Origin of the sequence: Virgibacillus salexigens, assembly GCF_000723585.1 — a bacterium.
Lineage (GTDB): Bacteria > Bacillota > Bacilli > Bacillales > Amphibacillaceae > Virgibacillus > Virgibacillus salexigens.
In genome coordinates, this window is record NZ_CCDP010000001.1 from 1,995,159 (window position 1) to 2,020,577 (window position 25,419).

General features: G+C 35.3%; 33 protein-coding genes. 20 read left to right on the forward strand and 13 right to left on the reverse strand.

What is annotated here, in order from left to right; genetic code table 11:
- Nucleotides 1-11 precede the first annotated feature (11 nt).
- Both BN990_RS09320 and phoU read left to right on the forward strand, forming a co-directional pair.
- On the forward strand, nucleotides 12-2,096 hold the full coding sequence (locus BN990_RS09320; RefSeq protein WP_021291106.1) for a peptidoglycan D,D-transpeptidase FtsI family protein: 2,085 nt from the start codon (nucleotides 12-14) through the stop codon (nucleotides 2,094-2,096).
- Nucleotides 2,097-2,335: 239 nt separating this feature from the next.
- Complete coding sequence (gene phoU, locus BN990_RS09325) at nucleotides 2,336-2,992, forward strand: phosphate signaling complex protein PhoU (RefSeq protein ID WP_021291107.1); 657 nt, start codon at nucleotides 2,336-2,338, stop codon at nucleotides 2,990-2,992.
- Nucleotides 2,993-3,029: 37 nt separating this feature from the next.
- Here the strand turns inward: phoU and BN990_RS22925 are convergent, their stop codons facing one another.
- Together BN990_RS22925 and BN990_RS09335 are read right to left on the reverse strand one after the other, a co-directional pair.
- Nucleotides 3,030-3,563 carry a hypothetical protein gene (locus tag BN990_RS22925; RefSeq protein ID WP_021291108.1) on the reverse strand — a complete coding sequence of 178 codons (534 nt, stop codon included), beginning with the start codon at nucleotides 3,561-3,563 and terminating at the stop codon, nucleotides 3,030-3,032.
- Between the two features lie 22 nt (nucleotides 3,564-3,585).
- Nucleotides 3,586-3,801, reverse strand: a complete 216-nt coding sequence (locus BN990_RS09335) for a hypothetical protein (RefSeq protein WP_021291109.1) — start codon at nucleotides 3,799-3,801, stop codon at nucleotides 3,586-3,588.
- Between the two features lie 193 nt (nucleotides 3,802-3,994).
- Here BN990_RS09335 and BN990_RS21880 point away from each other — a divergent pair, with 193 nt between their 5' ends.
- Nucleotides 3,995-4,171 (forward strand): YjzC family protein, encoded by a 177-nt coding sequence (locus BN990_RS21880; protein WP_021291110.1) that lies wholly within the window; start codon nucleotides 3,995-3,997, stop codon nucleotides 4,169-4,171.
- A gap of 75 nt (nucleotides 4,172-4,246) precedes the next feature.
- Here BN990_RS21880 and BN990_RS09340 read toward each other — a convergent pair whose 3' ends face one another.
- Entirely contained in the window at nucleotides 4,247-4,936 is a 690-nt protein-coding gene (locus tag BN990_RS09340) for a hypothetical protein (RefSeq protein WP_021291111.1), read from the reverse strand.
- Between the two features lie 111 nt (nucleotides 4,937-5,047).
- On the opposite strand from BN990_RS09340, the gene BN990_RS09345 reads away from it, so the two are divergent.
- The 7 genes from BN990_RS09345 (at nucleotide 5,048) to BN990_RS09375 (ending at nucleotide 10,700) form a co-directional block, all read left to right on the forward strand.
- Nucleotides 5,048-5,803, forward strand: coding sequence for a gluconate 2-dehydrogenase subunit 3 family protein (locus tag BN990_RS09345; RefSeq protein WP_021291112.1), 756 nt, complete (start codon nucleotides 5,048-5,050; stop codon nucleotides 5,801-5,803).
- A 27-nt stretch (nucleotides 5,804-5,830) separates the two neighbouring features.
- On the forward strand, nucleotides 5,831-7,546 hold the full coding sequence (locus tag BN990_RS09350) for a GMC family oxidoreductase (RefSeq protein WP_021291113.1): 1,716 nt from the start codon (nucleotides 5,831-5,833) through the stop codon (nucleotides 7,544-7,546).
- A 38-nt stretch (nucleotides 7,547-7,584) separates the two neighbouring features.
- Complete coding sequence (gene tatA / locus BN990_RS09355) at nucleotides 7,585-7,764, forward strand: twin-arginine translocase TatA/TatE family subunit (protein WP_021291114.1); 180 nt, start codon at nucleotides 7,585-7,587, stop codon at nucleotides 7,762-7,764.
- A gap of 163 nt (nucleotides 7,765-7,927) precedes the next feature.
- Nucleotides 7,928-8,077 (forward strand): 50S ribosomal protein L33, encoded by a 150-nt coding sequence (gene rpmG / locus BN990_RS09360; protein ID WP_021291115.1) that lies wholly within the window; start codon nucleotides 7,928-7,930, stop codon nucleotides 8,075-8,077.
- A 124-nt stretch (nucleotides 8,078-8,201) separates the two neighbouring features.
- Nucleotides 8,202-8,771, forward strand: coding sequence for a 5-formyltetrahydrofolate cyclo-ligase (locus BN990_RS09365; RefSeq protein WP_021291116.1), 570 nt, complete (start codon nucleotides 8,202-8,204; stop codon nucleotides 8,769-8,771).
- A gap of 53 nt (nucleotides 8,772-8,824) precedes the next feature.
- A complete protein-coding gene (locus BN990_RS09370) occupies nucleotides 8,825-9,016 on the forward strand; it encodes a hypothetical protein (RefSeq protein WP_021291117.1) in 192 nt (63 codons plus the stop codon).
- Nucleotides 9,017-9,128: 112 nt separating this feature from the next.
- Nucleotides 9,129-10,700 carry a rhomboid family protein gene (locus tag BN990_RS09375; protein WP_038243752.1) on the forward strand — a complete coding sequence of 524 codons (1,572 nt, stop codon included), beginning with the start codon at nucleotides 9,129-9,131 and terminating at the stop codon, nucleotides 10,698-10,700.
- 51 nt (nucleotides 10,701-10,751) lie between these two features.
- Here BN990_RS09375 and BN990_RS09380 read toward each other — a convergent pair whose 3' ends face one another.
- A complete protein-coding gene (locus BN990_RS09380) occupies nucleotides 10,752-11,618 on the reverse strand; it encodes a hypothetical protein (protein ID WP_038243755.1) in 867 nt (288 codons plus the stop codon).
- A gap of 147 nt (nucleotides 11,619-11,765) precedes the next feature.
- Between BN990_RS09380 and BN990_RS09385 the strand changes: the two genes are divergently transcribed.
- The 5 genes from BN990_RS09385 (at nucleotide 11,766) to BN990_RS09405 (ending at nucleotide 17,908) form a co-directional block, all read left to right on the forward strand.
- Nucleotides 11,766-13,223 (forward strand): spore germination protein, encoded by a 1,458-nt coding sequence (locus BN990_RS09385; RefSeq protein ID WP_021291120.1) that lies wholly within the window; start codon nucleotides 11,766-11,768, stop codon nucleotides 13,221-13,223.
- A gap of 83 nt (nucleotides 13,224-13,306) precedes the next feature.
- Nucleotides 13,307-13,525 (forward strand): YqgQ family protein, encoded by a 219-nt coding sequence (locus BN990_RS09390; RefSeq protein WP_021291121.1) that lies wholly within the window; start codon nucleotides 13,307-13,309, stop codon nucleotides 13,523-13,525.
- Nucleotides 13,522-14,499, forward strand: coding sequence for an ROK family glucokinase (locus BN990_RS09395; RefSeq protein WP_021291122.1), 978 nt, complete (start codon nucleotides 13,522-13,524; stop codon nucleotides 14,497-14,499). The genes BN990_RS09390 and BN990_RS09395 overlap by 4 nt, the downstream gene beginning before the upstream one ends.
- A gap of 162 nt (nucleotides 14,500-14,661) precedes the next feature.
- Nucleotides 14,662-16,566, forward strand: a complete 1,905-nt coding sequence (locus tag BN990_RS09400) for an LTA synthase family protein (RefSeq protein ID WP_021291123.1) — start codon at nucleotides 14,662-14,664, stop codon at nucleotides 16,564-16,566.
- Nucleotides 16,567-16,753: 187 nt separating this feature from the next.
- A complete protein-coding gene (locus BN990_RS09405; RefSeq protein ID WP_038243758.1) occupies nucleotides 16,754-17,908 on the forward strand; it encodes a thiolase family protein in 1,155 nt (384 codons plus the stop codon).
- A 201-nt stretch (nucleotides 17,909-18,109) separates the two neighbouring features.
- Here BN990_RS09405 and BN990_RS21885 read toward each other — a convergent pair whose 3' ends face one another.
- Complete coding sequence (locus BN990_RS21885; RefSeq protein ID WP_021291125.1) at nucleotides 18,110-18,283, reverse strand: DUF2759 family protein; 174 nt, start codon at nucleotides 18,281-18,283, stop codon at nucleotides 18,110-18,112.
- Between the two features lie 161 nt (nucleotides 18,284-18,444).
- Between BN990_RS21885 and BN990_RS09410 the strand changes: the two genes are divergently transcribed.
- The 4 genes from BN990_RS09410 to BN990_RS23620 all read left to right on the forward strand — a co-directional run bounded on the left by BN990_RS09410 (nucleotide 18,445) and on the right by BN990_RS23620 (nucleotide 20,772).
- Nucleotides 18,445-19,068, forward strand: a complete 624-nt coding sequence (locus BN990_RS09410) for an MBL fold metallo-hydrolase (protein WP_038243761.1) — start codon at nucleotides 18,445-18,447, stop codon at nucleotides 19,066-19,068.
- 344 nt (nucleotides 19,069-19,412) lie between these two features.
- Nucleotides 19,413-20,207: a PepSY-associated TM helix domain-containing protein gene (locus BN990_RS23610; RefSeq protein ID WP_370457743.1), complete on the forward strand. Its 795-nt coding sequence runs from the start codon at nucleotides 19,413-19,415 to the stop codon at nucleotides 20,205-20,207.
- Nucleotides 20,198-20,557 (forward strand): PepSY domain-containing protein, encoded by a 360-nt coding sequence (locus BN990_RS23615; protein WP_420340851.1) that lies wholly within the window; start codon nucleotides 20,198-20,200, stop codon nucleotides 20,555-20,557. The genes BN990_RS23610 and BN990_RS23615 overlap by 10 nt, the downstream gene beginning before the upstream one ends.
- A gap of 11 nt (nucleotides 20,558-20,568) precedes the next feature.
- Nucleotides 20,569-20,772, forward strand: a complete 204-nt coding sequence (locus BN990_RS23620) for a hypothetical protein (RefSeq protein WP_370459202.1) — start codon at nucleotides 20,569-20,571, stop codon at nucleotides 20,770-20,772.
- A 63-nt stretch (nucleotides 20,773-20,835) separates the two neighbouring features.
- On the opposite strand, the gene BN990_RS09420 is transcribed toward BN990_RS23620, so the two are convergent.
- The 8 genes from BN990_RS09420 to comGA form a co-directional block, all read right to left on the reverse strand.
- On the reverse strand, nucleotides 20,836-21,078 hold the full coding sequence (locus BN990_RS09420; RefSeq protein ID WP_021291127.1) for a DUF2626 domain-containing protein: 243 nt from the start codon (nucleotides 21,076-21,078) through the stop codon (nucleotides 20,836-20,838).
- A 160-nt stretch (nucleotides 21,079-21,238) separates the two neighbouring features.
- Nucleotides 21,239-21,595: a hypothetical protein gene (locus BN990_RS09425; RefSeq protein ID WP_038243764.1), complete on the reverse strand. Its 357-nt coding sequence runs from the start codon at nucleotides 21,593-21,595 to the stop codon at nucleotides 21,239-21,241.
- Nucleotides 21,588-22,037, reverse strand: a complete 450-nt coding sequence (comGF, locus tag BN990_RS09430; protein WP_081856129.1) for a competence type IV pilus minor pilin ComGF — start codon at nucleotides 22,035-22,037, stop codon at nucleotides 21,588-21,590. Before comGF ends, BN990_RS09425 begins: the two co-directional genes overlap by 8 nt.
- The gene (locus BN990_RS09435; RefSeq protein ID WP_021291130.1) at nucleotides 21,991-22,332 is read right to left on the reverse strand and encodes a type IV pilus modification PilV family protein; all 342 of its coding nucleotides are present in this window, start codon (nucleotides 22,330-22,332) and stop codon (nucleotides 21,991-21,993) included. The genes comGF and BN990_RS09435 overlap by 47 nt, the downstream gene beginning before the upstream one ends.
- Nucleotides 22,319-22,774 (reverse strand): competence type IV pilus minor pilin ComGD, encoded by a 456-nt coding sequence (gene comGD / locus BN990_RS09440; protein WP_021291131.1) that lies wholly within the window; start codon nucleotides 22,772-22,774, stop codon nucleotides 22,319-22,321. The genes BN990_RS09435 and comGD overlap by 14 nt, the downstream gene beginning before the upstream one ends.
- On the reverse strand, nucleotides 22,734-23,045 hold the full coding sequence (comGC, locus tag BN990_RS09445; RefSeq protein WP_038243769.1) for a competence type IV pilus major pilin ComGC: 312 nt from the start codon (nucleotides 23,043-23,045) through the stop codon (nucleotides 22,734-22,736). The genes comGD and comGC overlap by 41 nt, the downstream gene beginning before the upstream one ends.
- Before the next feature lie 17 nt (nucleotides 23,046-23,062).
- Nucleotides 23,063-24,115, reverse strand: coding sequence for a competence type IV pilus assembly protein ComGB (comGB, locus tag BN990_RS09450; protein ID WP_038243771.1), 1,053 nt, complete (start codon nucleotides 24,113-24,115; stop codon nucleotides 23,063-23,065).
- A complete protein-coding gene (gene comGA, locus BN990_RS09455; RefSeq protein ID WP_021291134.1) occupies nucleotides 24,078-25,085 on the reverse strand; it encodes a competence type IV pilus ATPase ComGA in 1,008 nt (335 codons plus the stop codon). Before comGA ends, comGB begins: the two co-directional genes overlap by 38 nt.
- A 142-nt stretch (nucleotides 25,086-25,227) precedes the next feature.
- On the opposite strand from comGA, the gene BN990_RS09460 reads away from it, so the two are divergent.
- A complete protein-coding gene (locus BN990_RS09460) occupies nucleotides 25,228-25,419 on the forward strand; it encodes a YqzE family protein (RefSeq protein ID WP_021291135.1) in 192 nt (63 codons plus the stop codon).

Genomic DNA, 25,419 nt, shown 5'->3' on the forward strand with positions numbered 1-25,419 from the left:
GGGGAGAGGTAATGAGTAATAAGAAAAGAAAGAAAAAGGCGCAACTTCCCTTTCGAATTAACATACTATTCTTTGTGATTTTTCTAATGTTTACTGTATTAATTTTACAACTTGGTGTTGTACAAATTTTAAATGGAGAAGCTTTTCAAGAAGAAATCGATCGAACAGTAAAGGATACTACCAAAATACCTGTACCACGTGGAAAAGTATATGACAGTAAACACAATGTCGTTGTCGATAATAAACCACAATATTCGATTACATATACTCCAGCTAAAGGGACGCAAGCAGAAGATCGCTTGGAAGTAGCTGAAAAACTAGCTGAGTTTATTTCCATGGATAGCGAAGATTATCTAAAAGGTATTACAGAAAGAAATAAAAAAGAATACTGGTATTTGAAGAACAAGGAAGAGGCGGATAGTCGACTATCTGAAGAAGAGGCTGCAGATTTAGACAACGCAGAGCAATACAACACCATCTTAGAACGAATTACGGAAGAAGAAATAGCTAATTTCTCTAAACAACAACTAGAAGTAATAGCAATAAAGAAAGAGCTAGACAAAGCTTACTCGTTAACGCCACAAATTGTTAAGAATGAGGATGTCACTGCTGAAGAGTATGCTCAGGTTTCGGAGCACTTAGGTGTTTTACCTGGCGTGAATGCAACTACTGACTGGAATCGCGATTACCCATTCGGTGAATCCATCAACAGCTTACTTGGTTCAATTACTACACAAGAGCAAGGAATACCTGCTGAAAAAGAACAATATTACTTAACTAGAGGATATAGTCGAAATGACCGTGTAGGGAAAAGTGGACTGGAAGAATATTATGAAGATGTATTGCGTGGTCGAAAAGAACAAATTCAATACACAACTACAAAGTCAGGTAAGGTTGTTGGGACGGAAACAGTAGTAGAGGGTAGTAGAGGCAAGGATCTCGTACTAACAATTGATATGGAATTCCAGCAAGAAGTGGATAAAATTGTAAGGGAAGAGTTGCAAGCAGCGTATAAACAACACCCTTACGAAAACAAATATTTAACGGATGCACTTGCTGTTGTTCTCGATCCTAATACAGGTGAGCTGCTAGCGGTAAGTGGACAAACAAGGGATGGAAACGAATATTCCAATACGGCTTATAAAGCATTATACGATAGCCACCGTCCTGGATCTGTCGTTAAAGGAGCTACAGTGTTAGCTGGATTAGAATCAGGCGTTATTTCACCAGGACAAACCTTTAATGATTCACCCATTAAGATAAAAGGTACACCACCAAAAAGATCGCATACGAGTGCGATTGGCACGGTGGATGATCAAGCTGCATTAAAACGTTCATCGAACGTATATATGTTTTATATTGCCTTAAAAATGGGTGGAGAGAATCGCTATCCTTTCCCTAATAATGGTAAAGCTTCATTTAATACTGCGGCGTGGCAAGAAATGCGTAATTATTTCCAACAATTTGGCTTAGGGGTTAAAACAGGAATTGATTTTCCTTATGAGGCAATCGGTTATGAAGGTGAATCTATGAATCGTGCCGGGCTTTTAATGGACTTTGCAATTGGCCAGTATGATACGTATACGACCATGCAATTAGCTCAGTACGTTTCGACAATTGCAAATGACGGATACAGAGTCCGTCCTCATTTCTTAAAAGAGATTCGTAACCCAGGAAAATCAGACGAACAATTAGGTAACGTCTATCGAAGTGAAAACACAGAAGTATTAAATCGTGTACAAATGGATCAATCTTATCTCGAACGCGTTCAAGAAGGTTTTCGCCAAGTTTTCCAAGAACAGGGCGGAACTGGATTTAGATATTACGCTAGTAAGGACTATAACCCAGCTGGTAAAACCGGAACAGCTGAGAATGCAATATATGAAAATGGCAAAGAAGTTGCGGAAACAGAGAACTTGTCATTAATTGGGTATGCACCTTATGAAGAACCGGAGATTGCATTCGCGGTTATTGCGCCAAATACTGGTTTGGGTAATACGTACAAAATTAACCATCAGATTAGTTCAAGAATTATGGATGCATATTTCGATATAAAAGAAGAACGTGATGAAGAAAAAGAAAAACAAAACGATTAAAAAATAGAGAAGCCGTTGAGTATACCTCAACGGCTTTTTATGATGAATTGGTTGGTATCGTTCATGCTATGTTTCCACCTATGTTTCCACGAACAGACTTTTCTGTTTTTTGAAGCGATTCTCCGAAAAAGCTTGTATAATGTTTGAATAAAATTTACAAAAACTTAACATGCGGCCAATCATTAATTTATAGTACTCTGTTATTCTAATATTAAAAGTAAAGGATTGGAGGGGGACATATGCAAACAAGAGAACAGTTTCACCAAGAATTGCAGGGAATTAATCAAGCAATTATAGATCTTGCTAATCAAGCAGAACATGCGTTAAATCAATCAGTAGAAGCATTATACAACCAAGATATCAAGTTAGCTGAGCAAATAATTGAAGACGATAAATGGGTTGATAAAAAAGAATTAGAGATTAACGATCAAACAATCCTTTTAATTGCGAAACAACAGCCTGTGGCTACAGATTTAAGACGTTTAATTATTGCCTTAAAGATTGCAACAGATTTAGAAAGAATGGCCGATAATGCAAAAAATATTGCTAGGTCAACCATACATCTCGGAGTAAATGAGATAAGAATTATTCCAGATAGGATTAATGTCATGCGTGAATCAATTGTAAAGATGCTTCATACTGCTATAGAGGCTTTTACAAAAGAGGATATTATGCTTGCAGGTCAATTAGCAGAAATGGATGATTTAGTGGATCGACAAAATAAGCTAATGATTAGCGAATTATTAGGGGAAACTGCCACAAATTCTGATATGATTCAATACATTATGCAAGTTTCATTCTGTGCAAGGTATTTAGAAAGATTTGCTGATCATATAACCAATATTGGGGAAAATATTTTATATTTAGTTAAAGGTCAAAATTTTAATCTGAATTAAAAAAGCTAAAAAGCAGTATATACTGCTTTTTAGCTTTTTATCTAGTAATGGCTTCGGCGATTTCATACAAACTCATGTCACTGTTTACCTCGAACTCCCCTAATTGTACCCGTAAACTATAATCGTTCTCTTCCATGTAATCATTAAATTCACTTGAATCATCGATGATTTCATTTTCTTCTAGTGAAGAGCTTATATCAGAGGAAGCCATTCCTTCTTCAATATGTAATGTATAAGTCTTGGGCTTGTCTTCTTCTGCTTGATCCTTCTCTTTATCATTAGCACTGTCCTCGTCTTCTTTCTCTTGATCAGTGGAACTGTTGTCAGATTCAGCGTTCTTATTGTTTTCTTTAGATTCTTCCGACTGGGCTGATGATTCATTAACGGATGCAGCGATGTATTCGGAATTAGACAAGACATGGTATCCTTTTTCTTCGATAATGGAAACCAATTCATCATTAGTTAAATTGTCAACGGTATTTACAGAACCGCTAAAGAAAAAGTATGTCCCAAGCATGATCACACCAGCTGTAAGAAGGCCGATTCCAAACATACGTATAGGTTGTTTCATTTGATTTTCTCCCTCTATCCAACTATTTATTTTCTACTCGCTCGTCAGTAAAATCTTCTGTAAGCAATTCTTCTTCCAAGATCTTTATCTTTTTTTTCATTTGATATGTATCTTGCATTGTTGTAATTGAAAACTGTTCTAGCTGACTTTCAACCTCTTCAATTCGGTCATTCATGAAAAAGGATATAGCAAGTAAAACAATTCCCATGACAATAATGGAAATAATTGCATATATCATGTGACTACCTCCTTCGTATTCAATAATAGTTATAACATAAAACAAGGTATAAAAGCCATGGTCAAAGATAAAATTTTGGCGAAATTAATCGAATAGTCCCAAGTTATTTTTGATTTTCTTATCACCGATAGTATATTTGGGATAATTCCGTAAAGAATATGTTTTGTATAGCGACTTAGTGGAGGTGTTTTAAATGGGCGAATATAGCCACTTTCGCGTTGGACAAAAGGCGCCAAATAATGGTGTCTATATCGAAATTGGTGAGACAGGTAGTAGTGTGAATGAGCCGAAAATGGTAAAACTAAAAGCTGGTGAAAAATTTCCTCAAACTTCGAATCACAATCGTGTCTGGACCTATGATAAAAATTAACGGATACACATAAAGTGGATCATACGAAAATTACCCCCCTGACTTGTAGAGCAGGGGGGTAATTTATGATTGGATTTATTCTGTTTTATTTAATAGTTCTAATAATTGATCGGATGCCTTTTGATAAGCACCATCCATAATATTACTTTTAATGCTTTCAATTAAGTCTACTGCACCAGGTTCGGTTGCTGTTAAGATCTTTACATCACCATTAAAAAGTGTATTCATTTTTTGTTTGGCTTGTTCAAGGTTGTCACCTGAATTACCGCTTGTGTTGTTTTCAACGTCTTTCGTTTCACCCTTGGAAGACAAACCATCCGTTCCACTTAAGACATCCTTTTGCATATTGTCATATTGATGGCTTGTAGTAGCTTCTTCATCTCTAGCCAATACGACGGAATCGTCAACAACGAATACTTTTACTCCAGTAATTCCTTCGCTTTCTAATATAGATTCAAAAAAGGAAGAAACGCCACCCTCGTGAATCCCTGAACTTCCGATGGAACTGTAAAGATTCTGTCCCATTCCACTGTAGGTTGTCCCTTTTTTATTTGTTGTTCTCGTTTTATCGCTTGTTTCACTAGGGATAATATTTGGATCGTTTACATTATCATTGTTTGCATGGTCTGAAACATTAGCCATATTCATATCATTCGTGTTATCAGTATCACCGATGGCACCATCATTATTATCTGTACATGCAGTTAATAATGCTGCAGTTATTAAAAAGAGAAACAACATCATTCTGTTACATTTTCTTTTCATAGACCTATCCTCCATATATAAGATTTATGAATATTATGTCCCGATTTTTTTTATGTATGAGTGGTTATTTTTGGTGACATAATAAGATTACTAATTAAGGAGGTGAGTCTTTTGGCTGAAGATAACCATAATGAAGAAGAAAAATTGGACAAAGATAGTCTTTCAAGAAGAAAGTTTTTAAGAAATTCTGGTTTTGCAGTCGGTGGTTTAGCAGTTGGTGGAGTTTTAGGTAGCGTTATCCCGTGGGGGAACGAGGAAAAAGAACAACAACAAGCTGCTAATGAAACGAAAAACTTCAATCAAGCGTTAATGAACTTTAATCAAGTGGAATTTCAAGTAGTTGAAGCTGCCACTGAACGGATATTTCCAGAAGATGACCTTGGGCCAGGGGCTAAATCATTAGGAGTTGCCTTTTATATTGATCATCAATTAGCTGGGTCCTATGGTTTTAATGCAAGAGACTATATGAACCCACCATTCTTTCATGGTGAGAAGACACAAGGGTATCAGGGAAGATTAAAGCGCCGGGAAATCTTTCGAATCGGTATTCGTGAAATGCAGAATTATAGTCATGAAAAATTCGAAAAAGGATTCACGGATCTAACTGCTGAAGAACAAGATACGGTACTAACAGATTTTGCAGAGGATAATGTAAATTTAACAACAATCTCAGCAAGTGGATTTTTTAATCTGCTCAGAAGTATGACATTAGAAGGAGTTTATAGCGATCCGCTGTATGGGGGTAATCGAAATATGGAAGGCTGGAAAATGAGGGATTATCCAGGTGACCAAATGAATTATACAAAGGTTATTGAAAGTGAAGAATTCCAACAAATTGAACCTAGAAGTCTTCGCGATCATATGTAGGAATTAATGAAATGAGAGGTGATAAGAATGGTCAAGAAATTACCAAAAACAGATGTAGTAATCGTTGGTGTTGGTTGGGGTGGCGGTATTATAGCTTCTGAACTAACCAAACAAGGATTAAATGTCGTTGGTCTTGAAAAAGGACAAGAACGGGAGACGGAAGATTACTATATGGCGCATGATGAATTACGCTATGCCATTCGTTATGAATTAATGTCCGATTTATCGAAAGAAACATTAACATTTCGAGGAAATGAAAAAATGCGTGCGCTGCCGATGCGTCAATACGGTTCTTTTCTCTTAGGAGATGGTGTAGGGGGGGCTGGTGTTCATTGGAATGGACAGACATTCCGGTTTTTACCGTATGATTTTGAAATTCGTACTCGCACCATCGAACGTTATGGAAAGGATAAGATCCCTGCAGATATGACGATTCAAGATTGGGGAATCACTTATGATGAAATTGAACCATATTATGATAAATTTGAAAAAATGGCTGGTATCTCAGGAGAAGAAAATCCGTTAGGGGGAAAACGTTCAAATAAGTATCCAACGAAACCGATGTTGCATTCACCACAAATGAAAATGTTTAAACAAGCTACGGAAAGTTTAAATTATCACCCTTATACAATTCCGTCTGCCAACTTATCCGAGAATTATACAAATCCAGATGGAATAAGTAGAGCGGCTTGCCAATATTGCGCTTTTTGTGAACGGTTTGGATGCGAATACGGCGCAAAAGCAGATCCTGTAGTTACCGTTATTCCGATTGCTAAAAACACCGGTAAATTCGACTTAAGAACGCATTCTTGGGTACGAAGAGTTTTACATAAGGATGGTAAAGCGACTGGTGTTCTCTATACGGATGTTACAACAGGAGAAGAAATTGAACAACCAGCTGATATGGTGGTACTTACAAGCTATGTATTTAATAACGTAAAACTCTTATTAAACTCGGAAATTGGTCGTCCATATAATCCATCAACCGGAAGAGGAGTTATTGGTAAAAATTATGCATATCAAATAATTAAAGGTTCTGCAACTGGATTCTTCGAGGATAAAAAGTTTAATAACTTTGCGGGTGCTGGTTCTTTAGGTATGGTAATTGATGACTTCAATGGCGATAATTTTGATCATTCGGATGTTAATTTTTTACATGGTGGATATTTATCGCTAACTCAAACTGGAAAGCGACCGATCCAAAGTAATCCTATTCCTGCTGATTCTCCAACCTGGGGAAAAGAATTCAAACAGAATTCAATGAAATATATTAATAAAACGCTATCAATAGGAGCAATGGGAGCTAGTCTGCCTTTTAAACAACACTATTTGGATCTTGACCCAATGTATAAAGATGCATTTGGAGATCCGTTGATTCGAATGACTTATGACTTCAAAGATCAAGATAGAGAACTCGCGAAATTTACTGCGACGAAAGCAAAAGAAATTCTTAAAGAAATGGGTGCAGACCGAATTGACGCAATGGAAGAATTAGGACCTTATGAAATTAATACCTATCAAACAACTCATAATACCGGTGGAGTGATTATGGGGGGCGATCCAGAAACATCTGCAGTAAATAATTACTCACAGATGTGGGATATGGATAATTTGTTTGTTGTTGGTGCTTCTTCTTTCCCACATAATAGCGGTTATAATCCAACTGATACAGTTGGTGCTTTAGCTTACCGTGCAGCTGAAGGAATTGTCAAGTACAGCAAAAACGGTGGGCAACTTGCCTGATGGTAGAATAGGTTGATCCAGAGAAAGAAGGTGGAAAAATGCTCTCAAATATTGGAATACCAGGTTTGATTATCATTCTAATTATTACGTTAATCATATTTGGTCCAAAGAAATTACCCGAAATTGGATCGGCAATTGGTAAGACGTTAGCTGAATTCAAGAAGTCCACCAAAGAAATAATGAGTGATGAAGAGTCTACCGAGTCAAAAAATAGCTAAACCAAAAGCAGGTTGTCTGAATAGACAGCCTGCTTTTGGTTTATTTTGAATAAAAGTTGTTGTCTTACTTGATAGTTTAACAAACATCTGATATTATAATTAAGTCTGAAATGAATTAATCGCAGGTTATGGAGCAATATAGGTAAAGTTTGGAGGGAAAAACATGCGCGTAAATATTACTTTAGCTTGTACAGAAACAGGAGATCGTAATTATATTACTACGAAAAATAAACGTACAAATCCTGAACGTATTGAGCTTATGAAATACAGTCCACGTCTTAAAAAACACACACTACATCGTGAAACGAAATAATGAGTTGTAAAAAAGCCTTTATCTTTTTAGATAAGGGTTTTATTTTACGTTCTATCATGATTAACTTTTAACTATGATCTCATTACCTATGCTATGTTTCTTATAAGGGAAAGGTGGGGAACAGATGAATAAAGATCAATTGCGTGCACAAATGATAAAGAATCTAAAAACCATTGGTTTAGACGAGCGTCACGATATCGAAGCAAAGCTACATACCAATCTTTTCCAAACCGAACTTTGGAAAAATTCGAATTCAATTGGAATAACCATTTCTCAAGCATTTGAATGGGATACACGTCGAATTATTGAAACCGCTTGGGAACAAAAGAAGCGAGTATGTGTACCAAAATGTTTTCCGCAACAAAATGCCCTTAAGTTTTTTCAACTCTATGCATATGATCAACTAGAAGTGGCATATGCTCATTTACTAGAGCCCAAACTAGCAGAAACGGAAGAAGTAAACCTTCATACTATAGAATTATTAATAGTTCCTGGAATTATCTTTAATCGTGCTGGTTATCGAATAGGGTTTGGTGGTGGTTATTATGATAGACTCTTAAGTGCGTATTTTAATAAAACCATATCTATTTTACATAGTAGGCAGTTAGTAGATGTTATACCTGTAGAGCCATTTGATCTTCCAGTTGAAACACTGATTACAGAAAGTGAAATCGTTACAAACCGTCATGAATAAAATTGAAAAGGAAGCTCATAACTAATAACACCATGAAAAAAAGAGGTGTTACAATGCGTATTCTATTTTTATTGTCAGGCATGATCGCTGCTGTAAGCTTATTGTATAAATGGCGTTTTCGAATAATGAATACATTATTAGCAATAGGGTTTTTAAGAAAATTAGCAGTGAATCTTTCGATGAATATACCATCCATTCGTACAAATATGATACCTGGAATGTTTCAAAAGAAGAATCTTTCCTGAGAAAACGGAGACTTAAGTGAAAAAGAAGTTGTGCATATACAGCTTCTTTTATCATAATCAGAGAAAAGTCTAAGGGGATTTGGTATGATGAAAGTCTAAGGGGAGATTTTAAATGTATATCAATGAACAATATACAATGTACAAACTTGCATACCACTTCATCACCAAGCTGGATTATGATGTATTATATGTAAGTGAACAAGAACACGAGATATGGTTGGAACAACATGAAGGGAGTAAATCGACAGTAATTCGATTTACAACAAAAGGATTTGATTGGAAAAATCATTTAAAAAAAGATATAGCGCTTGTGTTTCAAAAAGTAAAGGCAATGAAAAAATTGCTACAAGCAAAAACAATTAACATACATAATATTTACATATCGGAGCATACACCAGTAGATGATTGGGAAATATTAAAGAAACCGATGCAACTTAATGAAAAAAAACCAACGATGATGAACGTATATTATTTATCGAAAAGAAATTCTGAAAGCAGTTATGATGATGAAATGGACAGAATCACAAAGGCTATCGAAATGGACCTTCCGGCGATTGAGTTAGAAGATACATCCCTCGATGAGCAAGAAAAAGAAGAACAATTATCTTATTACAAAACATATGTTAAACAACGTGTTGTTAATTTTAAGGAACAAGCTCAAGCTGTTTTTTCTTTTGGAAAGCCACGATTTACCTATATACTATTAGTTATATGTATAAGCTTGTTTCTCTGGATGGAAGTAAGCGGTGGCAGTGATAACACGAATACTTTAATAGAGTTCGGAGCGAAATACAATCCAGCAATGATTGAAGATGGCCAATGGTGGAGAATTATTAGTTCGATGTTTCTCCATATTGGGTTTCTGCATTTAGCAATGAATATGATTGCTGTTTATTATTTAGGTGCGTTAGTCGAGCGCATCTTCGGATCGTGGCGTTTCTTAGTTATTTACTTTTTAGCAGGTATTGGTGGTGGAATAGCTAGCTTTGCATTTTCACCGAGTATAGCTGCAGGAGCTTCGGGAGCATTATTTGGGTTATTCGGAGCTTTATTATTTTTTGGACTACATAATCGAAGAATCTTTTTTCAGACGATGGGTACAAATGTGTTAATTTTAATTGGGATAAATGTCGTCTTTGGGTTGGTTGTTCCACAAATAGATAATGGAGCACATTTAGGTGGATTAGTAACAGGGTTCATTGCTTCAGCAATTGTTCATCTCCCAAAACATAGAGAGCGCTTCAAGCAGCTTGCTGCATGTATGGTATATATTATACTGATCTTTAGCATAATCCAATATGGTTTTAGTAATAACTTAAATGATCAAGTATATCATGTGATGCAAATGGAACGATTAATTGGTCAAGAAGATTACCACACAGTTGTTTCACAAGGTGAACAGGCTTTAAATAGTGAAGGTGATCTAGATGCTGCTATTTTGTTTCATCGGTCCTATGCATATATTCAATTAAATCAGCCTCAAGAGGCAATTGAAGATTTAGAAAAAAGTATTGAATTGGATACGAGTTTACCGCAGGCTTTTCATAATTTAGCTATCTTGTATGATAACAGGGGTGAAAGAAATAAGGCAGAAGCTATCATAAAGAAAGGATACCAAAAGCACCCTGACGATCCAGATATCAAAAGCCTCTACGAACAAATTATAGGAAATGCACCAAATTAAATGAAATGCCCATTAGCATAATAAGCTAGTGGGCATTTCGCATTTTATTAATTACTGATCTGTAAAGGAGTAGTTTTGGATTAATTTGTTCTTCTTTCCGTTCAGTTCATATAAAACAAGCAAGTGTTTTTGGTCTTTATCAAATAATACGATTGGAATGTAACTGTTTAATTCCTCGTTTTCAGTATTAACTACCGGAATAATGTAATTTTTATATAGTCCCTCCCATAATTGTCCCATAATCTTCTCTGTTTGTTCCATTGTCAAAGAGGGTAAGGGTTCTTCTTGATATTTTGCTAAGTCGGTAAGTGGTACGGTTAGATAATGATTGGAATCGATTTGAAAGTGGTGGAAGAGCTTGTTCCATTGATAAATTAATTGTTGTTTGGTCGTACGTTCTAATAAGTCCTTCCACTCTTTTTCATAATTATTTTCAGGTGTTTTAAACGATTCTAAAGAGGTTGTTGGAGAATCAATAACATATAAGTAATCACTAGATAATTGATGAATACTTTTTATTTGACTATCAGGGTAATGTACTTCCCCATGATGAAAGGAAATGGATTGAAACAAACTACTGTCTTCGTGATGAAGTTTTTCTTTTAATTGAATGGTATCTGTATCTTGTACCCATTTAGTAAGGGCTCCTCTTAATCGACCATTATCGTAAAGTAGAGAGACATCTTGTCGTAAGTATACTGAATTCTCTGTCCTCGATCCTGCTCTCCAATTAATTTCATAATTATCATTTCCCTTTTCTGAAAATAATTGGATGGTTGTTTCAGCATTTGAAAAAGAACGATTCTTGTCAATGGGAAAATAGGTTATGGCAGGAATAGAATTTAGCCTAATTATATATATAATAGCAATAACACAAAGTGCAGCTATAACGGTAATGATTACGTGCCATTTTTTCATTAATCCCCCGCCTTTTAATGCTTGTCTTGTTTCAATATATGTCTGTTTTTCATATTTATGATTAAAACAAGCCTTGGACTCATAATGAATAGATAGGGTGGCGTTGCAACAAACTATACCTATCACAATTTATGAAAAGGTGAGCTAATGAATAATGAAAAACAGCCGATTTTTAAGGACTTTCAAAAAAATCGAGATTATATTAATGAACGATTAGCAGTAGATAAAAGCTTTGATATTATACAAAGAGATTTAGAATATGCTGGCATTAATATGTCTCTGTTTTTAATAGATGGATTTGGAAAAGATGATATTTTACTTTATATTATGAAGCTGTTTGCGAAGTTACAACAAAGTGACTTTCAACCAGATGTATTAAGTAAGTTAATGAAAACGTATATTCCTTATATCGAAGTGGAAGAAGTAGCCGATTTAAATAATGCTTCGGATCTGGTGTTAGGAGGACCGGCTGCTCTTATTGTTGAGGGCATAGACAAAATCATTATGATTGATGCAAGAACTTATCCCGCTCGCTCACCGGAAGAACCAGATTTAGAAAGGGTCGTACGTGGCTCTCGCGATGGTTATGTCGAAACAATTGTATTCAACACGGCGCTTACACGAAGAAGAGTTCGTGATCGGTCGTTACGCATGGAATATATGCAAATAGGTAGAAGATCAAAGACAGATATTTGTGTGTGTTATTTAGAGGATATTGCCGATAATCGAAGGGTAGATAATTTAAAAAAGAAGTTAGAAAAAATTGATACCGATGGACTTCCAATGGCGGAGAAAACAATTGAAGAATATATTAGTGGCCGGCATTGGAATCCCTATCCGACTGTACGTTATACTGAACGACCAGATACTGCTGCTTCTCATTTATATGAAGGGCATGTCATAATTATTATTGATGGATCTCCAAGTGTGATGATTACCCCTGCAACGTATTCTCACCATCTCCAACATGCTGAGGAGTATAGGCAAAAACCTTTAGTAGGTGCGTATTTAAGATTTGTACGATTTATTGCAGTTATTGCTTCCATCTTCATTCTTCCTTTATATTTCGTGTTTACAAAACAACCGGAATACTTACCTGCAAATTTACAATATATTGGACCTGATGAAGTTGGTGTCGTTCCATTACTTATTCAGTTTTTAATAGCAGAAATGGGAATTGATGTACTGCGTATGGCGGCCATTCATACACCGTCCTCTTTAGCTACCGCACTTGGGTTAGTAGCAGCCATTATGATTGGAGAAGTATCTGTGCAAGTAGGCTGGTTTTCGCATGAAGTCGTCCTTTATTTGGCAGTAGCAGCAATTGGAACATATGCCACTCCAAGTTATGAATTAAGTTTAGCTAATCGTTTAGCTCGGATATTCTTATTGCTTTGTGCAGCTTTATTAGGCGGCATTGGTTATATTATCGGAATTACAGTGTGGATATTATATTTAGCCCGTATGAAATCATTCCACATTGCATATTTTTGGCCATTCCTTCCATTTTCATATCGACCATTTCGAGATGTTTTTCTTCGTTCGCCAATACCATTGAAAAATCGGAGACCAGCATTTCTACATCCAAAAGATCCAGATCGTTAATCCGATTTGGATCTTTTTATGACTTAAGTTTGTATTTCTATTTCTATATTAAATTTAGTATAATAATATAGGTGATAAAAATAATGGAAACGATTTATGATATTCAACAATTACTGAAGAAGTATGGTACATTTATTTATACTGGTAATCGTATGGGCGATTTAGAAATGATGGCAATGGAATTAGATGAATTATATAAGCTCCATTTTATTGAAAATGAACGCTATCTTCAGGCAAAATTACTTATAAAAAAAGAAAGAGATTGGATGCGGTTGAACAAAAAAGGGGGAACAGGTGAATGAAAGAACTTATTATCGGGGTAGATATTGGCGGAACTTCTGCAAAACTTGGTCTTATTAACGATCAAGGAGATATTATTGAAAAATGGGAAATACCTACAAATACAGAAAATGGCGGTATTCACATTGTTGATGACGTATGGGAAGCAATTAATAATAAGTTGGAAGCGAAAGAATTTACAACAAAACAAGTACTTGGAATTGGTGTAGGTGCACCCGGATTTATAGAAGGAGATACAGGATTTGTTTATGAAGCTGTAAATATTGGATGGAAAAATTATGATTTTGGAAATCAATTACGTAAACGTTCGAAGCTACCAGTATATGTTGAGAATGATGCTAATGTAGCTGTTTTAGGTGAAAATTGGAGGGGTGCAGGAAATCAGGCTGCCAACCTAGTTGCAATTACATTAGGAACGGGTGTTGGTGGTGGAATTATTGCAAACGGAGAAATTGTGAATGGTGAAGCAGGGATGGGCGGCGAAATCGGGCATATGACAATCGATCCGAATGGCTATCCATGTAACTGTGGCCGTAATGGTTGTTTAGAAACAATCGTCTCAGCGACGGGAATTGTTAGACAAGCCATGAAACAAATAGATATGGAGAAAACAAGTTTACTAACTAACGTATTAGCAGAAAAAGGGAGTATTACTTCAAAGGATGTTTTTCAATTAGCTGCTGATGGGGATAAAACTGCGATGCGTATTGTTACTCATACGGCAGATGTATTAGGAATGACAATTTCAAATATCGGAACAATGGTTAACCCTTCTAAAGTGCTAATAGGAGGAGGCGTATCGAAGGCCGGTGACCTGCTGCTGTCGGAGATTCGCAAAGCATTTAATACATATGCACTTGTTCGAGTAAGTCAATACTGTGAACTAAAAATAGCAGAATTAGGAAATGATGCGGGAATTATTGGTGCAGCATTCTTAGTAAAACAAAAATTAGAGAATGTTGTCTTTGCAAATTAAGGTGAAGGAAACTTTTTTGAATCAAAATCGTAATAACCATATATAAGGAAATAAAATAATATTAACAAAAACTTAATAAACCGTTTATAATAGAAAGAAATGACAGGTATGCAAGTGAATCGATAAGAAAACGGAGTGTGAAAATAGCAGGGGGAAGCGGTTATGGATGTAAGTTATAGAAAAATACCATTGTTTATTATAGCTACCTTATTGTTTGGTTTAAAGACATACATGGTGTATCGATTTGTGTTTTCCATCGATTTGGAAAATGCAATGCAGGAGTTATTATTATTTATAAATCCATTTGTTTCAGCTTTCTTAGTGTTTGCCATAAGTGTTTGGATAAAAAAACAAAGTAGACAGCTGAAGTTCATAAGGTTTCTTGCGTTGATCGGTACGCTTATTATATTTGCCAATTTGGTGTTTTATCGATCATTTACCGATTTTATCACCATTCCTCAACTATTCCAAGGAAGCAATGTTGCTGATTTAGGTTCAAGTATTTTATCATTAGTGAAGCCATTAGATATATTATTGTTTTTAGATGTTATAATCATTTGGTATTTAAGCAAGAAGCAACCGGATAGGTGGACGGTTTATTATCCTAGAAATGGAAAAGTATTTACTTTAGCAATGTCTCTTGTTTTATTAGCTGGTAATTTCTTTCTTGCTGAAATGGAGCGCCCACAATTATTCACTCGTGCGTTTGATCGTGAATATTTAGTCAAAAATATCGGACTCTTTAATTATCATATTTATGATATTGCTACTCATACAAAAGCAAAAACACAACGTGTATTTGCCGATGGCAATGAAATACCTAAGATCCAAGATTACATTAATGAGAACGTTAAAACAGATGAAAAGTCGGCATTATTTGGGGTTGCTAAGGGTAAAAATGTCATTTTTATTAATGCCGAGTCGATTCAAAGCTTCGTAATAAATAATGATGTAAATGGTCAAGAGATCACTCCTTTTTTAAACAGGTTGACAGAAGATAAGGATACGTATTATTTCGAGAATTTTTATCATCAAACGGAACAAGGAAAAACATCAGATTCTGAATTTATTGTTGAAAATTCGTTATACCCTCTTTCAAGAGGAGCGGTATTTTTTACACATGCTCAGAATGAATATCATGCAATGCCTGAAATATTAAAAGAGGAAAACTATTATTCTAGTGTTCTACATGCTAATAATAAAAGTTTCTGGAATCGAGACCAAATGTATCAAAGTTTAGGAATTGATCATTTTTACGGGGAAGAGTCTTATGAGGTAACCGAAGAAAATTCAATTGGATGGGGTTTGAAGGATAAGCCATATTTCGAGCAGTCCATTCCACTTCTCAAATCAATGGAGCAACCATTTTATGCAAAATTAATCACATTAACCAATCATTTCCCGTTCGAATTAGATGATGAAGATCAATCGATTGATCCCTATCATTCCAATTCGAAAACCTTAAATAATTTCTTTCCTACAGTTAGATATATGGATGAGGCAATTGAACAATTCTTTAGCCAGTTAAAAGAGACTGGATTATATGAAGATTCCATTATCGTAATTATGGGTGATCACTATGGAATTAGCGCGAATCATAATCGAGCAATGAGTATGTATTTGGATAAAGAAGAGATTACGCCATATGATCACGTTCAACTGCAACGTGTACCGTTCTTTATTCATATACCTGGACATGGAGAAGGAAGGGTAGAATCGAAAATATCGGGTCAAATTGATGTGAAACCAACGATATTAAGTTTATTAGGCTTAGAAACACAAAACGATATTCAATTTGGAACAGATTTATTTAGCCAAACACGAAAAGATTTTATTGCACTTCGAAACGGGAATTTTATTAGTGACGAGTATGTGTTTGCAAATAATATTTGTTATGACCGAAAGACTGGAGAATCGATTGAGGATCAAGAAAGTGATCGAACAGATGCAACTAATAAAACAAAATCTTGTACCCCCATTAGGGAAAAAGTAGAAAAAGAATTAGATTACTCCGATGACTTGATTTATGGGGATCTATTCCGGTTTATTGAATTTAATGAGCGATAAAATAATAGCGGTGAATAATTTACAATAGAGCTGTCCCAATAGGGCAGCTCTATTGTAACTAAAGAATGATGCAAATGATGATTATACGATAATATAAACATAAATTAACCTATCAAACATACGCATAGGATGGGGATGTTTGATTCATTGTAAGGGGTTACAAAATCATTGAGAAAGGATAATGAATATGCGAGAAGTAGTCATTGTAGAGGCAGCCAGGACCCCGGTAGGGAAGAAAAATGGTGTTTTAAGTAATATTCGCGCAGATGAGCTAGCTGCTAAGGCTTTAAAGGAAGTTATTAAACGTGCGGGAATTTCAGCGTATGAAATTGAAGATGTAATTTTAGGCTGTGTTTCACAAACTGGCGAACAGGCGTTGAATATTGCAAGAATTGCTGGATTAATAGCTGGGTATCCGAAAGAAGTTCCAGGGACAACCATTGATCGTCAATGTGGATCGAGTCAGCAGGCAATACATTTTGGGTGTCAAGCCATTCTAAGTGGGGATATGGACGTTGTTGTTGCAGGAGGTATTGAGAGTATGTCGCGTGTCCCAATTGGATCGAATCGACAACACGTAACGTTTACTAGCTCACTTACGTCAAAGTATGAAGTGATTCATCAAGGTATATCCGCGGATCGGATAGCTGAACGATGGGGACTATCTCGAGTCGAATTAGATTCTTTTGCTTTAAATAGTCATCAAAAAGCAGTTCGAGCACAAAAGGAAGGCAGATTCGATAAAGAAATAATGTCCGTAGAGGTCACGCTAGAAAATGGGAAGACTGAACTTATAAAAGAAGACGAAGGACCGAGAAACAATACGAGTCTGGAACAATTAGCCAAATTAAAGCCGTCATTTAAAACAAATGGAAGTGTAACAGCAGGAAATGCGAGTCAAATTAGTGATGGAGCAAATGCGATTTTACTAATGTCAAAAGAAAAGGCTCTTAAGTTAGGGTTAAAGCCAAGATTCCGTGTGTTAACAAGATCAGTAGTAGGTTCAGACCCTACGCTAATGTTGACAGGACCTATACCTGCTACGAGAAAAGCACTCCAACAAGCAAGGCTTTCCATTACGGATATTGATATCTTTGAAGTCAATGAAGCATTTGCTTCCGTGGCTTTAGCTTGGCTAGAAGAAATGAAAATCGACGATGCAAAATTAAACCCAAATGGTGGAGCAATTGCATTAGGACATCCTTTAGGAGCAAGCGGCGGTCGATTAATGATTACAATGATGCACGAATTGGAACGAACTGGTGGGAGATATGGGTTGCAAACAATGTGTGAGGGTTATGGTATGGCTAATGCAACCATCATTGAAAGATTAGACAATTAAAATTAAAGAATATAAAGCGTAACAAGTAGAAATTCGGTTTCGTTTACAGATTTAGCTCCATCTTGTGGTTGAGCTTATGGGGATGCAAGAACATATGATTCAACGGATTATCCTCCCGGACCTATACACTGTGGAATAAGAATAAAAAAAGCTGAACGTCTCCATACGTCAGCTTTTTATTAGGAGTGAGTGATTATGCTACTAGCCTGTAATTTCTGAGATTATGGTTGCGATTGCAAAAAAACCAAAAGCTAAAGCTGTGATTGCTGAAAATCCTAATGCAAATATATTTTTGTATTTCAATTGACGAATCACAGAGATAATAGCTAGTAAAGCTACTGCCAGAAATAAAATTGCTAAGACGATGTGCATCATGATACGTATCCTCCTCGTTTTTCAATGTTGCTTAAGGAATTTCATTTGTATTATTATGTAACTAGTCCAGTTATAATATTTATTTTATAGTATTATTTTCCGTTTGTCGAGGTATATCATGAGGAATTTGTTACTCTAATCAATATAAAGGAGGGCATATCTTGAAAATCGAAATAATGTCACTTGGACCATTAGGTACGAATTGTTATATTGTTTATCAAGATAATCAAGCATTAGTATTTGATCCAGGTGGAGAACCTGAAAAAGTGAAGACATTTTTGTCTGCGAATCAGCTAGATCCTAAAGCAATATTATTAACACATGGGCACTTTGATCATATTGGTGCAGTAGATACGCTACGAAAATTTTATGAAATTGATGTTTATATCCATCAAGCTGAGGCAGATTGGCTTGAAGATGCACAAAAGAATGGATCATTGATGTTTATTGGTGAAACGATTCAAACTCAAAAACCTGATCAATTATTAGCTCCAGAGAAAATGACACTAGGCAATTTTCAATTTGAAATTATCCATACCCCTGGGCATTCACCTGGTAGTGTTACTTTTCTATTTCATGAACAGTTAATGATGATCAGTGGTGATGTATTATTTTATCAAGGGATTGGTCGTACTGATTTGCCAGGTGGCAATTTTGAAGAATTGAAGCAAAGTATTAAACAGAAAATATATACACTGGATAAAGATTTTGATATATACCCAGGTCATGGTCCCAAAACATCGATTGCAAATGAAAAAAAAGCTAACCCCTTTATTCCTTGCTAAAAAACAAGTCAATAAAAAACCCTTCTTGATATTCAAGAAGGGTTTTTTTGGGGATGTACTTTGCTCTTTTGTTAGTAGGGATATAAGTTAAGCTACTATAGTAACAACTATATAGGTAGTAAAATCACATGTCAATAGAATAAAGAAAATTAGTTTGAATTTAAACTATAATGAGCCTTCTGTGATTGTTGGTTATAATTCAACAAATATTCACGTAATATCACAAATTGAGTGTTGTGCATCATAAGTTCTTTAATTACTATAAGAGTATGTTGATTATACTTAATCAATAAAAGGAGGTTGTTAAATGTGTTATAAAACAACAATGGCTGGAGGGCTGAAATTTGAAAAAAAATAATTATAATCGTTTTTGGAGGTGGCATTTTTATGCAGCTCTGTTTATTACGCCATTACTTATAACCTTAACCATGAGCGGCATTGGGTATTTATTTTATACGGATATAGAAAATATTATATACGACGATTTATTTTTTGGAGAAAGCAATAATACAGACGAGTTAACGATTGATGAAGGTATAGCGAATGTAAAAGAGCAATACAAGGGCTATGATGTATCAAAAATTATTGTATTAGATGATCCTTATAACACTAGACTTACAATGACGAATGAACAGGGGGAAGAGAGATACGTATTTCTAGATAATAATAATCAGATAGTGGGGGAACAAAATTCCAAATATACATATTCAAACGTTATGAGAAATACGCATAGCTCCTTATTTGTTGGAGGAACAATCGTTAATTATCTAGTTGAATTAGCTGCCTGCTGGGCGATATTCTTATTACTATCTGGATTGTATTTGACATATAGGAGCAAGGCATGGCAGAAAAAACAGCATTCATCTCCACGTCAAAAATATAAAAGGTTGCATGCTTTATTAGGAACGGTCATTGTTATACCGATGATTCTTATTATATTTACTGGATTACCTTGGTCTTTTTTTATGGGGAATTTTATTAATACAGCAGCTCATGAAAATCCTTCTATTGGAGTTCCACTTTTAAAACAACAGCCGTCAACCTCTGACATGAATGAAATTCCTTGGGCAACTAGAAGCAATGCATTACCGTCTTCTAGCGTACCTAATTCCATGCAGACCATGAAGCGATGGATGTGAATTCTGATAAATCAAACCACCATCATAGCATTCAGGTTCAGTACTTAATGGAGAAAATTGAAAAACAGCAAATAGCTAAGCCATATTCCATTGTTTATCCGATAGGTGATGACGGTGTATATACGGTTTCCAAAGGTAGTAATACTGGTGTAACTGGATTGGATGTTAGTCCATATCAAGAAAAGACAAACTATTTTGATCAATATAGCGGTAATTTGATAGCGCAAGTAGGGTATAATGATTATGGAATATTAAAGAAGTGGTTTACTTGGGGGATACCATTACATGGGGGACATTTATTCGGTTGGCCAAACAAATTAATTAATGTATTGGTTTGTATCGGTTCCTAGTTGTACTTTTCTTGGGAGTAAAGACATGGCTGTCACGTAAAAAAAATGGTCGTATTTCAGCACCACCGAAAGTATCAACTGGTGTATCAATAAGTTTTATTATGTTCTTCATTTTGTTAGGAGTAATTATGCCATTGTTTGGTGTCTCTTTAATTTTTATACTAATTGTTGAAGCAATCATTTGCTTGATAAATCGGAAGCGTATAAATGTCTAAATAGGTTTGAGATTCTAAAAAAGAAAGCCCTGTTATTTCATAAAATAATAGGGCTTTCTCTTTTTAGTGTCCGAAACCAGGTACGAGTATAAATTCTGAATACCATGTAAAGCCAATAAAAAATACAGTACAATAAGCTCCGAATAAATACATATACATGCGTTCAGATAGTTTTAAATAACTTACTGTTAGGAAAAAAGCTGTTTGAACGAGGAATAGTAATGAAGTTTTTGGCATCTCGCCCACGTAGAACATTACTGTAAAAATACCTGTCCAAAAAGCAAGCACACGAAACATTCGATCCATGCTTTCCCCCCCTTTGGTTACCTTATCATAGTTATTATAAACGAGGAAATCCTTCTTGTAAATGAAACCATTGAAACATTTATCGTTTACATACATATAATTTTTAATCTTTTTAAAATAAATTTTTCATCACGAATAGCTTCTCCATCCTATAATATTTTTATTCTTTTTTATTAGGAATGGCTAAATAACCAATCGTTGTATACTTAGATTCTTGAATAGTTACGATATATAGGATTCGGTAACTACTTTTTCCTATATCTGTTAATTGAATGCGAACATCTCCTTGAGGTAGATGAAACGTACGAGGGGAGATGTTATTAATATCCTCGTTTAGCTTCTCTTTTAATTTTTCCCTGGCAGTTTGTATTAACGTTTCAATAGTGATTTGCTGTAGCTGGTTTTTAGTCATTGAAATATTACTTTGGTACTGTTGCACGTTCGTGGTGATCAGCATAAACGTTAAGGCAATCACAAATAAAACGAATGGTAGTATAAAAGCCTGTTCATTATTCATAGAAAACAATATCTTTTTTATATTGTTCACCGCCTAGAGTCGTTATCCTAATAGTAAAACCGTAGGGAAGAGGAGAAAGGTGAAGTTCTTTCACATTACGAAGATAAATTTCATGTCCTAATCCGTTTACTTGCCTTCGAATTATATTCCCATATAAGCTGAAAGTGGCCTCCGCTTTATTAGGTAACGCAAGATATAGCTTGTTTTGGCTAATCCGGTAATCTGTTGCTTGCATCACTTCATTTCTAAGAAATAAAAAAAACTGCTGGGCGGAAAGCTCATCTGGTGATGCTTGGAAATTATTTGCAGAATTAATGAGATAGCTTAAGAATGGCAGGCTAAAAGACAAGATAACGATCATGAATAAGGAATGAATCAGAGTAAAACCTTTTTCATCATGGCTTACCAAATAAACAAAAAACTTCCTTCGTTTGCTTTGCATTATTCCATTTTGCACATCCTTTAAGCAGCGATGATTCAGTAATGGTGACCATAGAAAACTGAACTGTTTTTGATTCTATCTTTTTCTCAAAATGACTTGGCAAGTCTGAATTTACACCCCATAGATAGGGCTGTAATTCATCATGTAATTTGTATGCAATCATTCTTCGGTCACTTAAAACTTGCCTTTCTGTTTGTAATAGAGAGATTAATGGGAGTAAGATGACGATGGTACTAAATAAAATACTTACAGCTATAGTAACTTCAATCAATGTAAACCCGTTATGTTTCTTCAATACGAAATCTTCCTTTACCAAATGGAAACACAACTTTATATGTTTTATTTGGAGCCTGAATATAAAACGTACGTGGTTGTTTAATATTTCCATTCCTTTCAAATTCAATATTCCGAGAGATGGTACTGTCAATCTTCCAGCCAGTTGGCAATAATCTTGTTATTTTTATTGCTGAATTATGCAAAATCGCGTATTTATCTTCGTAAAGAAAAATACGGATTCTTGATTGATGTATTGCTGACATATGCTGAATTTTCATGACGTCTGTTTCAAAGGTTTGAAGTACATATTGACTTTCGAGCTCCTCTAATATAGATAGTGCCGGGGGCACACTAATACCTAATAAAACCATTACGATACTAAGCACGACTAACATTTCTATCAGGGAGAATCCGTTTCGTTTAGCTGGCTGGAGCACGAACTTTTCCTGTGTCTTTATCATAGAGTAATGCCTCATCGTTATTACAGCTTGTTTGTTCTTCGTTAATGTATGCAGGTATCATCGATTCCAAACTAATAGGATAACTGTTATGTTCGGTGTAATATGCATCTACTTGTGCTTGAACTACAGCAAGAAGTGCATCGCATCCTTTGTTACTAACTTCTTGGCTCCGTTTACTTAAATTGGGCACGGTCAGTATAATAAGCACGGATATGATCATCAGCACAATTAACATTTCGATTAAAGTAAACCCACGATTATTCTTAAGCATGTTATATTAACCTCTTTCTATATTGTTTTTACAAGCTGAAACATTGGCCACATTAGCGTTATATACACAAATAAAATAAAACAGGCAATAATAATGAAAAATACTGGCTGGATATATGTTAAATACTTAACAAGTTTACGTTGTATTTCTTCTAGGAGTATTTCCGCATATAGAAATAAATCTGTTTCCAAGGCTTGGTTATTATTGCTTCGTTGAAAGATGGCTGTTAATTGCATTTCTAAAAAAAAGAATTGGGAAATGAGTGTAGGAATTGGGTGTCCATTAGAGAGCTGTTTCCCCATTCGTCGACAATAGTAGGAGATAATCGGTTGTTTTTCTTGATAAATCATTTGATCTAAAACATCTTTGAAGGACATTCCAGTTTTTATTAACGTACTAAATTGACTGGCGAAGAGAAAGGAAGTTTGTAGTTTGATATACGTACGAAAAATAGGTATTCTCTGGTAAACACGAAGCTTTTTTTCAATGGAAAGACGCTGGTTATATATTTTCCATAAAATGGCGATTCCGCCAATACCAAGACAGGTCAAAATAAGGAGCAGACCAAGCCAATCGATCAGAAAGATAGAGAAGATAATTAGGGATGAGGAGCTGGGGCTTTGCTGGTACAATTCTAGGAATGATGGTAAAACCGACTGCTTAAGAATAAATAGAAGAGGTAGGAAAAGGCTAAGTAAGATAAGTGGATAACGCAAGAGGTGCTTGAATTTCTTTAAATTATTTAACCTTTGTTCAAACATCATATAGCACCGCTGGATATTTTCTTCAATATTCTGGTTTGTATTAGCAAAGGAAATATAGTTAACGATGGATGAATGAAAGGAACAATTGGAAAGTGCTTGTTCAAGGGAAAAGCCATTTTTTAACGAATTGATTATTTGTTCTGCTGTATTAGCTAATTGTTTATCCCATGTCATCACTTCAAGTGTACCTAGTAATGAATAGCCATTATCTAAGAGTCGGTGCATACGTTTTAAAAATTGTAATTGATCATCATCTGAGATACGATCTTTAGATTTCACTAGGAATTGTTTTAGGTATAAATCCATATGCAAATGCCTTCTTTCGTAAGTGATGAAATGTTTGATAGCCGGTGAACGAAAGGTCATTTTCGTTAAAGTAAATATCAAGCAGATGACGATCTAAAAGCTCCACTATAGCAGCTCTTCTTCTTCCGTGCTTGACTGTTTCAAATGCTAGTAGCTCAATGGCTGCAATTGCAACTAATGAATGCTTCAACTCCGAAGATGTTAAACCAAATTCTTTTAAGCGATGGATTGTTCCTAAAGCATGTGTTGCATGTATGGTACTTAAAACTAAGTGTCCAGATAAAGATGCTTCATAAGCGAAATGAGCCGTAGCTGCATCGCGTATTTCGCCTACCATTATTATATCGGGATCATGTCGTAAGGCAGCTTTAAAGCCAGTTTGATATGTTATTCCAGCTTTCTCATTTACTTGAACTTGCAAAATTTGAGCTATCTCTTTTTCAACTGGATCTTCTAACGTAATTGCTTGATAGGATTTTTCTTTTAAAATAGCTTCTAAAATAGCGTATAGCGTTGTTGTTTTACCACTACCCGTTGGTCCAGTAATTAGGATTAGTCCAGATCGCTTGGTAATCCATGTCATTATTTTATTTAATTGGCTTGGAAAAAGGAATAACTGATGGATCGGCAGGTTCTCTTCTTGCGGGAGTATACGGATAGCTAAACTTTCCATTTGTTTGACAGGTAGAGTTGATAGCCTTAGGGAATAGGTGTCGTTGTTTAATTGAAAACGCATGGTACCATTTTGTGGTCTTCGACTTTCGCCAATATCCATTGCTGAAGTGAATTTATAATACGTTAGCAATATGTTGTATGAAGGTATAGGAATTGATTTAAGGAACGTTCGTTTCCCTTGTGTACGAATAAAGATATCTATTCTGTCCGGAAGAGGAGAAAAGTGGATGTCAGAAGCTTCCTTCCGAATCGCTTGCTGAAGTATGTTATTGGAAATGGCTGCTGCAGCCTTCAATACATTGTCACCTCCTTTATATTACTTTATTCGACAATAGATTGCTAAATCCTGCATGCAATTTAAAATTTATTTTGTATTTTTCAGTAATATTGTTAACTGGATTGGCAAAGCTAATAAAAAATAAGAGGAGGCAGGATACATGTCAACGAATGATTACATTAAATTTATGACAGAGCAAGTAGTAACATATATCGATTTGCCTGCAGAAGAAAAGAAAAAACGTAAAACCAAAAGACAAAGAAAGTCTGTTCTATTTGGGAATCGATGGCTAGGTTTGTTGCCATTTGCATTCCGAATGATGATAAACAAAAACAAGCAGGCTCAGAGTTGA

What these genes read in the sequence shown, in the direction of transcription:
- comGD (WP_021291131.1), bottom strand. Translation starts at nt 22,774, where the DNA reads ATGATAAAGACACAGGAAAAGTTCGTGCTCCAGCCAGCTAAACGAAAC.
- BN990_RS09400 (WP_021291123.1), top strand. Translation starts at nt 14,662, where the DNA reads ATGGATGTAAGTTATAGAAAAATACCATTGTTTATTATAGCTACCTTA.
- BN990_RS09390 (WP_021291121.1), top strand. Translation starts at nt 13,307, where the DNA reads ATGGAAACGATTTATGATATTCAACAATTACTGAAGAAGTATGGTACA.
- tatA (WP_021291114.1), top strand. Translation starts at nt 7,585, where the DNA reads ATGCTCTCAAATATTGGAATACCAGGTTTGATTATCATTCTAATTATT.
- BN990_RS09420 (WP_021291127.1), bottom strand. Translation starts at nt 21,078, where the DNA reads ATGGATCGAATGTTTCGTGTGCTTGCTTTTTGGACAGGTATTTTTACA.
- BN990_RS09365 (WP_021291116.1), top strand. Translation starts at nt 8,202, where the DNA reads ATGAATAAAGATCAATTGCGTGCACAAATGATAAAGAATCTAAAAACC.
- BN990_RS22925 (WP_021291108.1), bottom strand. Translation starts at nt 3,563, where the DNA reads ATGAAACAACCTATACGTATGTTTGGAATCGGCCTTCTTACAGCTGGT.
- rpmG (WP_021291115.1), top strand. Translation starts at nt 7,928, where the DNA reads ATGCGCGTAAATATTACTTTAGCTTGTACAGAAACAGGAGATCGTAAT.
- BN990_RS09350 (WP_021291113.1), top strand. Translation starts at nt 5,831, where the DNA reads ATGGTCAAGAAATTACCAAAAACAGATGTAGTAATCGTTGGTGTTGGT.
- BN990_RS09335 (WP_021291109.1), bottom strand. Translation starts at nt 3,801, where the DNA reads ATGATATATGCAATTATTTCCATTATTGTCATGGGAATTGTTTTACTT.
- BN990_RS09340 (WP_021291111.1), bottom strand. Translation starts at nt 4,936, where the DNA reads ATGAAAAGAAAATGTAACAGAATGATGTTGTTTCTCTTTTTAATAACT.
- BN990_RS09375 (WP_038243752.1), top strand. Translation starts at nt 9,129, where the DNA reads ATGTATATCAATGAACAATATACAATGTACAAACTTGCATACCACTTC.
- BN990_RS09460 (WP_021291135.1), top strand. Translation starts at nt 25,228, where the DNA reads ATGTCAACGAATGATTACATTAAATTTATGACAGAGCAAGTAGTAACA.
- BN990_RS09380 (WP_038243755.1), bottom strand. Translation starts at nt 11,618, where the DNA reads ATGAAAAAATGGCACGTAATCATTACCGTTATAGCTGCACTTTGTGTT.
- comGC (WP_038243769.1), bottom strand. Translation starts at nt 23,045, where the DNA reads ATGCTTAAGAATAATCGTGGGTTTACTTTAATCGAAATGTTAATTGTG.
- BN990_RS09385 (WP_021291120.1), top strand. Translation starts at nt 11,766, where the DNA reads ATGAATAATGAAAAACAGCCGATTTTTAAGGACTTTCAAAAAAATCGA.
- BN990_RS21880 (WP_021291110.1), top strand. Translation starts at nt 3,995, where the DNA reads ATGGGCGAATATAGCCACTTTCGCGTTGGACAAAAGGCGCCAAATAAT.
- comGF (WP_081856129.1), bottom strand. Translation starts at nt 22,037, where the DNA reads ATGCAAAGCAAACGAAGGAAGTTTTTTGTTTATTTGGTAAGCCATGAT.
- BN990_RS09405 (WP_038243758.1), top strand. Translation starts at nt 16,754, where the DNA reads ATGCGAGAAGTAGTCATTGTAGAGGCAGCCAGGACCCCGGTAGGGAAG.
- BN990_RS09425 (WP_038243764.1), bottom strand. Translation starts at nt 21,595, where the DNA reads ATGAATAATGAACAGGCTTTTATACTACCATTCGTTTTATTTGTGATT.
- BN990_RS09370 (WP_021291117.1), top strand. Translation starts at nt 8,825, where the DNA reads ATGCGTATTCTATTTTTATTGTCAGGCATGATCGCTGCTGTAAGCTTA.
- BN990_RS09320 (WP_021291106.1), top strand. Translation starts at nt 12, where the DNA reads ATGAGTAATAAGAAAAGAAAGAAAAAGGCGCAACTTCCCTTTCGAATT.
- BN990_RS23615 (WP_420340851.1), top strand. Translation starts at nt 20,198, where the DNA reads ATGGATGTGAATTCTGATAAATCAAACCACCATCATAGCATTCAGGTT.
- BN990_RS09395 (WP_021291122.1), top strand. Translation starts at nt 13,522, where the DNA reads ATGAAAGAACTTATTATCGGGGTAGATATTGGCGGAACTTCTGCAAAA.
- comGB (WP_038243771.1), bottom strand. Translation starts at nt 24,115, where the DNA reads ATGGATTTATACCTAAAACAATTCCTAGTGAAATCTAAAGATCGTATC.
- BN990_RS21885 (WP_021291125.1), bottom strand. Translation starts at nt 18,283, where the DNA reads ATGATGCACATCGTCTTAGCAATTTTATTTCTGGCAGTAGCTTTACTA.
- phoU (WP_021291107.1), top strand. Translation starts at nt 2,336, where the DNA reads ATGCAAACAAGAGAACAGTTTCACCAAGAATTGCAGGGAATTAATCAA.